We start from the raw sequence: 10,177 nt of genomic DNA on the forward strand, positions 1-10,177 counted from the left end.
CACATCATGAAATTATTTCCAGCCGCCACCAAGCGCCTGGTATAGATCAACTACGGCATTGAGTTCATCAAGCCGAATGTTCACCAGCTCGAGTTGTGCGTTAAGCGCATTTTCTCTGGCGGTTAACACTTCCAGATAATTGGCGAAGCCACTGTTAAGCAGTTCCTCAGAGTAGGAAGTGGCAAGTTCATAGGCTTCGAATTCATTCTGTTTTATTTCCAGTTTTGCATCGGCTGCGGCATAATTATACAACGCATCTGAAACTTCCCGGGAGGCATCAAGAACAGATCTTCTGAACTCGAGAAAAGCGATCTCCTGTTGTGCCTGCGCTACCTCAAGTTGGGTTCTGATCTGCCTTCTGTTAAAAATGGGCTGAGTTAAAGATCCCACAACGTTCGCAAAGAGAGAATTCGTATCGATAAGATCGGCAAGGTCGAGACTCTGGAATCCGCCGTTAGCAGTTAGCCTTAGCGTAGGATAAAAATTGCCTCTGGCAACATTGGTCAGCTGAAAGGCATTGACAAGGTTGTATTCGGCAGCAATAACATCGGGGCGGTTTCTCAGCAGTTGAACCGGAACCCCAATCCTTAATTCTGTATTCAGCTCCTGAAGGTCGAGGTCACTCCTTTCTATGGGGTGAGGAGCTTCTCCCAGCAGGATAGAGAAGGTGTTTTCCAGCAATCTTACCTGATTTTCGAGGTCCACTATTACCGCTTGTGCTCTGTAAAGCTGTGCCTCTGTTTGCTTAACTCCTACTTCTGTTACATTTCCAGCTTCTTTAAGCGCCTTAATGGTTTCCAGGCTATTCATTCTGTTAGCTACGGTTTCGCGGGTTACCTCGAGTTGTTCATCTAAGGCCAGAAGTTGGAAATACAGACTGGCTATATTTGCCACAAGCCTTGTTTTCACCGCCTGGTGTGCTGCGACCGATTGTAAATAGGCAGCACTTTGAGCCCGCTGGTTGCTCTTGATCCTGCCCCAGATATCTGCTTCCCATGAAAGATTTGCAGTGGCTTCGTACTGGTTAAGGGAGCCATTAAAAAGACTTCCAAACTGGCTGTTGTGAGCCAGTTGCTGGTGAGTCATCTGTGTGGTCAATCCCAGAGTGGGTAAATAGCCAGCCTTTGCCTGCTTAAAATAAGCCTTTGCCGCTTCTATTTGCTCCAGGGCGATCCTAATATCGATATTATTCTCCAATGCCCTGTCAATATGATCTGCAAGAACAGGGTCTGTAAATAGCGTTCTCCATGAGACTTCAGCCATCGAAATAGTATCTGCGGGCAACTGGTCGGTTCGAAAGGTCTCAGCTTCTACTACTGTGGCAGGCCTGTTGTAATCTTTTGCGACAAAACATGATTGCAGCGAAAGCAGAAGGGCCGGCATCAGTAAGAATTTGTATAGTTTCAAGGTTCTCATTTTTAAATTATAGTTCGGCGTTTCTTTCTGCAGTCGGGTAAGGTTTTTTGCTCACCTTTTCCTGAAGCCACTGAAACAGGATAAAAAGGATAGGGATAATAAAAACTCCTAAAAGTGTTCCTACCAGCAAACCTCCCACGGCACCGGTACCTATGGATCGGTTACCTGCAGCTCCAGTGCCCGTAGCGAATACCAAAGGCAACAGCCCCACAATAAAGGCGAAAGAGGTCATTAAGATTGGTCGCAAACGTGCCCGTGCAGCTCCTATTGCTGAATCGACAATGGAATTTCCGGCATTCCTTCTCTGTATGGCGAATTCCACGATCAAAATGGCATTTTTGGCGAGTAAGCCCAGCAGCATAATGAGGGCGATCTGGAAGTAAATATTATTTTCCAGGCCAGTGAGCGCCGTAGTCACATAAGCTCCCATAACTCCAACAGGCAGCGAGAAAAGCACCGCCAGCGGCAGTAAATAGCTCTCATATTGAGCGGCAAGAATAAAGAATACGAAGAGGATACTCAACAGGAAGATAAAAGTTGTTTGGTTTCCTGCGGAAATCTCCTCTCTTGTCAATCCCGAAAAACCAATATCAAATCCTTCAGGCAGTGATCCTGTTCCAACTTCCTGTACAGCTGCAATCGCGTCTCCCGATGAGAATCCGGGTGCTGCTGCCCCGTTTACACTGGCTGAATTAAAGAGGTTGAACCTGGTTACCGACTGTGGACCATATACACGGCTTAACGAAACGAATTCGGTAATAGGTGCCATTTCCCCTCGGGAGTTGCGAACAAATAGTGAATTGAGATCATCTACTGTGGCCCGATCTTCGGGCAGGGCCTGGACAAATACCCGATATTGTTTTCCGAAGCGTGCAAAATCGGCAGCATAGACAGATCCTATATAAGATTGCAGCGTAGAGAAGATACTGCCAATGTCAACCCCGGCTTCTTTTGCCTTCGGAATATTCAGATCGATCTCGTATTGCGGATAATTTGTATTAAAGGAACTCTGTGCATACAGGATCTCAGGTCTTGCTGAAAGATCGGCCAGGTAGTTCCGGGTTGCGGCATCCAGGTCTTCGAAGCTACCTCCGGTACGATCGAGTACCTTCATTTCAAATCCTGACGAAGCTCCAAAACCGGGTACACTTGGAGGCTGAAAAAAGAGAATATTCGCGTCGCTTATTCCGGCGGCGGCTCCGAAGAATTTACCAATGATGTCTTCGGCAGACATGCCTTCTTCTGTTCTTTCAGACCAATCGTCCAGTTTGATGAATCCTATTCCGTAGTTGCTTCCGGCGCCACCAAGAAAACTGAATCCGTTTACCAGTGATACCACATCTACTCCGGGAATATCTCTTACTCTGCGATTAAGTTCTGCAGTGACTTCAGCAGTCCTGTCTAATGACGCACCAGCCGGAAGTTCGATGTTTGCGAAGATCATTCCGCGATCTTCATCGGGAACAAAACCTGTAGGAGTGGTTGAAGACGCCCAGAAAATGGAAGCAATGGCAGCAACAATAATAGCTCCCGTGATCCATTTATGACGGTAAAGAAAGGAGACAGACCTAATGTACCTGGCAGTAGTAGCTTCAAAAGCTATATTGAAAGTGGAGAAGAACCGCTTTAAAAATCCTTTTCGTTTTCCCTCTTTTTCGTGATGAGGTTTGAGGAAAAGTGCACATAATGCCGGACTCAGGGTCAAAGCGTTTACCGCCGAAATGGCAATCGCTACCATTAAGGTCACCCCAAATTGTTCGTAAAAAACACCTGTGGGACCTGTAATAAAAGTCACAGGAATAAATACCGCTCCCATAACAAGAGTGATGGATATGATGGCTCCTGCAATTTCTTCCATTGCAGAAACGGTCGCTTTTTTGGCATTTTCGGCACCCTGTTCCAGCTTGGCATGAACTGCCTCTACTACCACAATGGCATCATCTACCACAATTCCAATAGCAAGTACGAGGGCAAACAGAGTAAGCAGGTTTATGGAATATCCAAAGAGGTTAAGAAAGAAGAATGTTCCAATGATGGAAACCGGCACTGCTATAGCGGGAATCAAAGTGGATTTGAAATCCTGCAGGAAAATGAAAACCACCAGGAACACTAAAAGAAAGGCTTCAAAAATGGTAAGTACCACCTTATTTATTGAGGCATTCAGGAATTCATTGGAGTCAAAATTGACCTTTACCTCAAGACCGGTTGGAAAATTCTGCTCCAGTTCTTCCAGTTTTTCATGGATATTTTCAATGATCTCCTGTGCATTAGAGCCCGGAGTCTGATACACGCCCATGCTAATTCCGGGATTCCCATCGGTAAACGAGATCACATTATAACCCTGTGCATCAAGTTCAACCTGCGCCACATCCTCTAGCCGAAGAAACCTTCCGTTGTCAAGAGCTTTGATGACAATGTTCTTGTATTGCTCCTCATTGTTATAGCGACCGCTGTAGCGAATTACATATTCAAAAGCTTCAGCATTGTTCTGTCCCAAAGATCCCGCGGCAGCTTCCTGACTTTGTTCATTGATAGCGCCAATAACATCTGCAGGAATAAGGTTGTATGCAGCCATCTTTTCGGGCTGAAGCCATATTCGCATAGCGTAGGTCTTGGCACCAAAAACGTTTACATCGCCTACCCCGTTGATCCTTTTAAGTTCAGGGATAACGTTAATATTGAGATAGTTCTGAATGAAGGTCGCGTCATAGGCCTCATTTTCAGAAACTACGGTAAAGAACATCAGCGCGCTGGTTTGCTGCTTCTGTGTTGTGACCCCGCTCTGTGTAACTTCGCGAGGCAGCAAAGGGGTGGCTCGTGCGACGCGATTCTGCACGTTCACTGCAGCAATATCTGGATCAATTCCCTGCTCAAAGAAAACCTGAATGCTGGCACTTCCGTTATTACTGGCTGTGGAAGTGATATAATCCATGCCCTCAACCCCATTGATCTGTTCCTCAATGGGAATGATCACACTCTCAAGTACTGTTGCAGCATTTGCTCCTGGATAATTGGCAGAAACCTGAACTGTTGGAGGTGCAATATCCGGATACTGCGTTACCGGAAGGGTGGTGATAGCAAGTAGCCCCAGAATTACAATAACAATAGAGACGACTGTCGATAATACAGGTCTTTCTATAAAAGTCTTTAACATTGGTCTTAGTTATTTAAAGATTGGCTTTACCGGATTGGCAATGCTGTCAAATGAAATAGGCTGAGGGGTTATTGGCGTATTATTTCTCAATTTTCCCACTCCCTGTGCCACGATCTTGTCTCCCTGTGAAACTCCGCTTCCCACAACGATGAGGTTTCCAACCCGGTCGATAACCTGTATAGGTACAGAAACTGCAAGAGAATCTCCCTGCACGCCATAGACGTAAACGATTCCCTGTTGTTCGAAAGATGCCGATTCTGGCACCACGGGAACATTCTCATAGACACGTGGGATTCTTATGCGGCCACTGTTGCCACTGGCCAGGATACCATTGGGATTTGGAAAGGCGGCTCGAAAACCAACCGTTCCTGTTGTGGGGTCTACCTGTCCTGTGACCGTCTGGATCTCTCCTTTTTCGGCATAAATATTTCCATTTACAAGCTGAAGTTCTACCGGGGGAAAGTTCTTTATCTTTTCTGAAATGTTCTCACCTTCAGCATTCTGTACGAAATTAAGGTAGTCCCTTTCATTGAGGGAAAAGAATGCATAAACCTCCTCAATGTCTGAAACTATCGTTAAAGGAGTAGGATCTCCGGGACTTACCAATGCACCTTCCCTGAAATTGATAGCCCCCACATAACCATCTACAGGACTCTTAATAGTGGCATAACCAATACTGGCCGCGATACTGTTATAATTTGCTTTTGCCTGTTCAAGACGAGCTTTTGCGGTCTCCAGTTGAACAGAGCTAATAATTCCTTTTTCCACCAGCGGTTTAAGCTTATCAACCTCTACCTGTGCAGCATTAACGTTGGCACGGGCGGCACCGGCATCCTGTGAAAGCGATGCAGTTTCTAGTTTGAACAAGGTCTGGCCCTTTTGCACCTGTTGCCCTTCATCTACCAGGACCTGGGTAACATATCCCGGCACTTTGGCTCTTACCGCACTATTGACTTTGCCCTCAATACTCACGGGATAGGAAGTATATCCTGTCACTGTTCTTTGCTGAACTTCAATTACCGGAAAAGCTGCTGCACCACCAGCCTGCTGCTGGCCCTGATTCTCATCCTGACAGGAAGCCGTCAAAAATGCGCTTAGTATGAAAATGATATAATGAAAATTTCTCATGTTCTTCTCAATGTCTGTGTTAGTTATTTCTTGATAAAAGTTTGGTCTTGAATTTCTTTACTGCGGAAGAGGTCTCTTCCAGAAAAGTGAGGAAATTTTCCTGAAACTCCAGGTCAAACTGAAAGGATCCTGTCTTTTCAGCTTCCCGGTTACATTCCTTTTTATATTCCCTTATCTTTAGATGCAGCTGTTTTTCGGTTTCCCATTTGGTGATCATTCCGTCCATAACATTGAGAATGAGATTGGGATCTATAATAAAATATCGCTTTCGATCTCCGGGTTTCGTGAAATACTTAACGCGATTTGTATGTTGCAGATAGTCAAGATGACTGGATATTGTACTTTTCCCAGCCTGCAGCTCCTTTACCAGCTCCTCGAAGGTCACCCCGCGTTTGCCCGAAAGTATCAGGGTGGAAAGAATGCGGGCAGCCAAAGGCGCAAGATTGTCGCCTTCCAGATGTACTCCTAGCTCTTCAATAAGATGCTTCCGCTGAATTTCTAGCTCCATATTTCGTTCTTCAAAAAAAATTGAAGCGCAAAACTACGACTTAGTTCGGAAAAATCCGAACTGTATGAACCTTAAATAAATGTTAAGATAAAAAAGAAAAACCGCCAGAAAGGCGGTTTTTGAGAGGTATGTAATGCTGTTTATTCTCCGTAGATCCCTATTTTCAAGGTACCGTCCCGGTCCATTTTTGCTCTGTACATCCCGGCAGTATTGAATTCCATGGCTACATTTCCCTGGTGATCTATAGCGATGATCCCTCCATCTCCACCAAGAGCAGGAATCTTCTTCTGGATTACTTCTTTTGCTGCTTCTTCAAGACTAAGGCCTTTGTATTCCATAAGTGCAGAAATATCATAGGCTACCATTCCGCGGATAAAAAATTCTCCCCAGCCCGTGCTTGAAACCGCTACGGTTTTGTTGTTCGCATAAGTACCGGCTCCAATGATTGGTGCATCTCCAATGCGGTTGTATCTTTTGTTGGTCATGCCTCCGGTAGATGTTCCCGCGGCAAGGTTACCATGTTTATCGAGTGCTGCACAGCCCACGGTTCCGAATTTGGAATCTTTAATAAATGGATCTGTAAAAGCCGTTTTTTGAGCATCATGATCAAGCTGGGATTTCTCCTGTTCTCTAATGCGCTGCAGGCTGTTATACCTGTTTTCTGTAAAGAAATATTGTGGGTCTACGATCTCTACGCCCTGTTCCTGGGCAAATCTTTCGGCGCCCTTTCCTGCGAGCATCACGTGTTCTGAATTCACCATGACCTCATAAGCGAGATTAATGGGGTTTTTGATGGTTGTGACCCCTGCAATTGCACCGGCATTGAGGTTGGAACCGTCCATGATCGATGCATCAAGTTCATTGGTACCTTCATTAGTGAAAACAGCGCCTTTCCCGGCATTGAATAACGGAGAATCTTCCATAACATTGATGGTGCGCTGTACGGCTTCAAGTGCAGTACCTCCGTTTGCCAGTATTTCATGTCCGGTACGAATAGCTTCTTCCAGTTTTGCCCGGTACACCTGCTCCAGGCTGTCGCTCATATTTTCTTTTAAAATGGTTCCGGCACCTCCATGAATAACAATCCCAAAATTGGGAATACTATCCTTTTCTTCTGATGTGGCTTCGGAAGTTTGAGGATCTTCAGATTTTTCTTCAGCAGAATTATTGCAGGCCAGGGTGCCAAAAATGGCAAAAACAAGAAGTAATTTTTTCATGAGGTTAGAATTATTTCAGCAGGAAAGTTAAGAAAAAAAAGAAGCTTCAGGAGAATGCCTGCTTTTAAGGTGGAGGTCTTCAGGAAAGAATGCGTAATTTTAAGCTTCAAAATTTTTAATATGTCAGTTGCAAAACCTTTTAATCTCAATCAATGGATTGCTCAAAACAGAAGTCTTCTCAAGCCTCCTGTGGGCAACAAAAGTATTTATCCAGAGGCCAGTGATTACATTGTAATGGTTGTAGGCGGTCCCAATGCGCGAAAGGATTACCACTACAATGAGACCGAAGAACTTTTTTACCAGTTGGAAGGAAATATTAAGGTTCATATTCAGGAAAACGGGGAGAAAAGGACCTTTGAACTTGGACCTGGGGATATGTATCTCCACCCCGCCAAAGTGCCGCATTCTCCCGAAAGGACCGAAGGCTCTGTGGGGATTGTTGTGGAGCGCAAACGAGTTGATCTAAATGCTAAGGATGGCCTGTTGTGGTTCTGCGAAAATTGCAACAACAAGCTTTACGAGGTTTATTTTCCGCTTAATGATATTGAGAATGATTTTCAGAAGCATTTCAATACTTTCTACAACAGTGAAGAATTAAGAACCTGTGACAACTGCGAAACAGTGATGGAGCGGCCAAGGTAGTAATGCCAGTTTTAAATTTTTTATATTCGCAATTATCCAAATGAATCCAAACAAAAACAATAAGAAAAATGAGTTCAGTAGCTGAAAAATTCGGAATAAATCAAGCTCTAAAAGACCTGGGTCTTCGTGTAGATGACGTTAACAACGGAACATCTACAGGGAAGAACTGGTTTTCTTCGGGAGATGTGATCGAGTCTTACTCTCCTGTAGATGGAGCTTTGATAGGTAAAGTAAAAGCCACAACTGAAGAAGATTATAATAAAGTAATTGAAACTGCAGCCGATGCATTTAAGACCTGGCGCAGTATGCCATCCCCACAGCGCGGAGAGATCGTTAGAAAATTTAACGATGAATTGAGAAGATTAAAGGAGCCACTGGGGAAACTGGTTTCTTATGAGATGGGAAAATCTTACCAGGAAGGTCTTGGAGAGGTTCAGGAAATGATCGACATCTGTGATTTTGCAGTTGGCTTGAGTCGGCAGTTACATGGACTTACCATGCATTCTGAGCGTCCCGGCCACCGCATGTACGAACAATATCATCCCCTGGGGATTGTAGGGATCATCTCAGCTTTCAATTTTCCAGTAGCTGTATGGGCCTGGAATACCGCTCTTGCATGGGTGTGTGGAGATGTATGTGTATGGAAAGGTTCTGAAAAGACTCCATTGACTTCTGTGGCCTGCCAAAACATTGCTGCAAGAGTTTTTGATGAAGCCGGTTTGCCAGAAGGTATTTCCTGTCTTATCACAGGGGATTATGTAGTTGGTTCTTTGCTTACCAATGATGAGCGCGTGCCTTTGATCTCGGCCACTGGTTCAATTAGAATGGGAAAGATCGTTGCCCAGGCTGTAGCCGGAAGATTAGGAAAATCATTACTCGAGCTGGGAGGAAATAATGCCATCATCGTAACTCCCGATGCAAACATTAAGAACACCGTAATTGGTGCTGTGTTCGGGGCTGTTGGTACCTGTGGGCAGCGTTGTACTTCCACCCGTAGACTAATTGTTCATGAAGATGTTTATGATAAGGTGAAAGAGGCTGTCGTTGATGCCTACAAGCAGCTTAGAATTGGAAACCCTCTAGATGAAAATAATCACGTAGGTCCCTTGATAGACAAGGATGCCGTAAAACACTACCAGGCTGCTTTAGACAAAGTAGTAAAAGAAGGAGGGAAGATCATCGTTGAAGGTGGTGTTCTCGAAGGGGAAGGTTATGAAAGCGGATGCTATGTTAAGCCAGCCATTGCTGAAGCCGAAAACAGTTACGAGATCGTACAGCACGAAACCTTCGCGCCAGTCTTATATCTCATGAAATACAGCGGAGATCTTGAAAATGCACTGGCTCTTCAAAATGGCGTTAAACAAGGATTATCTTCGGCCATTATGACCAACAATCTGCGGGAAGCCGAAAGATTCCTTTCTGTAGAAGGATCTGACTGCGGAATTGCCAATGTGAACATTGGTACTTCGGGTGCAGAAATTGGAGGAGCTTTTGGAGGTGAAAAAGAGACCGGTGGCGGAAGAGAATCAGGCTCTGATGCGTGGAAAATTTACATGCGCCGTCAAACCAATACGATCAATTACACTACCGAACTGCCGCTGGCACAAGGGATCAAATTCGATCTTTAGTTGTTCATCTTAAAAGAATTGAACCCGCTTCGAGAGAAGCGGGTTTTTATTTAAAATAGAAAAGATCTTAGTTTGGGGTTTTCCCTTATTTGTACTCATTTACAGCGTTTTATGAGTAACTCACGCGATTTAGTAGTATCTTTATGATACTTTCAGAGAAGCTGGGGGATAACCAAAATTTAAGCTATATGAAGAAGATAATCACTTTAATTGCAGGCCTGGCCATAATTTTTTCCTGTAATGACAAAAACGCCGAATCTAATGAGGTTGCTGTTACAGAGGGTGAATCCAATTACGAAGTAGCTTCTGAAAGATATTCTGTATTAAACGAGCAAGCGCTTGAAAATATGGCTGCCCTGGATTTTGAATCCTGGGGGAAAATGTTGGCTGATGACGTTGAGTACTATTTTCCCGACGGAGATGCAGATACCCGCACAATTTTATCGGGGAAAGAGGAAGTTGTGAAATGGTGGAAGGATTGGAA

At 44.6% G+C, this 10,177-nt stretch carries 8 protein-coding genes; 3 read left to right on the forward strand and 5 right to left on the reverse strand.

Annotated features, from left to right (window positions below; genetic code table 11):
* Positions 1-12: 12 nt before the first annotated feature.
* From HC175_RS13260 to HC175_RS13280, 5 genes are all read right to left on the reverse strand, one after another.
* Positions 13-1,416: an efflux transporter outer membrane subunit gene (locus tag HC175_RS13260; protein WP_168138986.1), complete on the reverse strand. Its 1,404-nt coding sequence runs from the start codon at positions 1,414-1,416 to the stop codon at positions 13-15.
* Between the two features lie 7 nt (positions 1,417-1,423).
* A complete protein-coding gene (locus HC175_RS13265) occupies positions 1,424-4,570 on the reverse strand; it encodes an efflux RND transporter permease subunit (RefSeq protein WP_168138987.1) in 3,147 nt (1,048 codons plus the stop codon).
* A 9-nt stretch (positions 4,571-4,579) separates the two neighbouring features.
* Positions 4,580-5,698 carry an efflux RND transporter periplasmic adaptor subunit gene (locus HC175_RS13270; RefSeq protein ID WP_168138988.1) on the reverse strand — a complete coding sequence of 373 codons (1,119 nt, stop codon included), beginning with the start codon at positions 5,696-5,698 and terminating at the stop codon, positions 4,580-4,582.
* Between the two features lie 19 nt (positions 5,699-5,717).
* Positions 5,718-6,206, reverse strand: a complete 489-nt coding sequence (locus HC175_RS13275; RefSeq protein ID WP_168138989.1) for a GbsR/MarR family transcriptional regulator — start codon at positions 6,204-6,206, stop codon at positions 5,718-5,720.
* Between the two features lie 140 nt (positions 6,207-6,346).
* Positions 6,347-7,423 (reverse strand): isoaspartyl peptidase/L-asparaginase family protein, encoded by a 1,077-nt coding sequence (locus tag HC175_RS13280; protein WP_168138990.1) that lies wholly within the window; start codon positions 7,421-7,423, stop codon positions 6,347-6,349.
* Between the two features lie 120 nt (positions 7,424-7,543).
* On the opposite strand from HC175_RS13280, the gene HC175_RS13285 reads away from it, so the two are divergent.
* From HC175_RS13285 to HC175_RS13295, 3 genes are all read left to right on the forward strand, one after another.
* Positions 7,544-8,065, forward strand: a complete 522-nt coding sequence (locus HC175_RS13285; protein WP_168138991.1) for a 3-hydroxyanthranilate 3,4-dioxygenase — start codon at positions 7,544-7,546, stop codon at positions 8,063-8,065.
* Positions 8,066-8,133: 68 nt separating this feature from the next.
* The gene (amaB, locus tag HC175_RS13290) at positions 8,134-9,693 is read left to right on the forward strand and encodes an L-piperidine-6-carboxylate dehydrogenase (protein ID WP_168138992.1); all 1,560 of its coding nucleotides are present in this window, start codon (positions 8,134-8,136) and stop codon (positions 9,691-9,693) included.
* 188 nt (positions 9,694-9,881) lie between these two features.
* Positions 9,882-10,177: nuclear transport factor 2-like protein (locus tag HC175_RS13295; protein WP_168138993.1), on the forward strand; the 296-nt coding region annotated here is incomplete at its 3' end.

Source organism: Salinimicrobium oceani (assembly GCF_012037645.1).

Excerpts from the sequence above, each read along its gene's own strand:
- HC175_RS13265 (WP_168138987.1), bottom strand. The coding sequence starts at position 4,570 with ATGTTAAAGACTTTTATAGAAAGACCTGTATTATCGACAGTCGTCTCT.
- HC175_RS13285 (WP_168138991.1), top strand. The coding sequence starts at position 7,544 with ATGTCAGTTGCAAAACCTTTTAATCTCAATCAATGGATTGCTCAAAAC.
- HC175_RS13275 (WP_168138989.1), bottom strand. The coding sequence starts at position 6,206 with ATGGAGCTAGAAATTCAGCGGAAGCATCTTATTGAAGAGCTAGGAGTA.
- HC175_RS13280 (WP_168138990.1), bottom strand. The coding sequence starts at position 7,423 with ATGAAAAAATTACTTCTTGTTTTTGCCATTTTTGGCACCCTGGCCTGC.
- HC175_RS13260 (WP_168138986.1), bottom strand. The coding sequence starts at position 1,416 with ATGAGAACCTTGAAACTATACAAATTCTTACTGATGCCGGCCCTTCTG.
- HC175_RS13270 (WP_168138988.1), bottom strand. The coding sequence starts at position 5,698 with ATGAGAAATTTTCATTATATCATTTTCATACTAAGCGCATTTTTGACG.
- amaB (WP_168138992.1), top strand. The coding sequence starts at position 8,134 with ATGAGTTCAGTAGCTGAAAAATTCGGAATAAATCAAGCTCTAAAAGAC.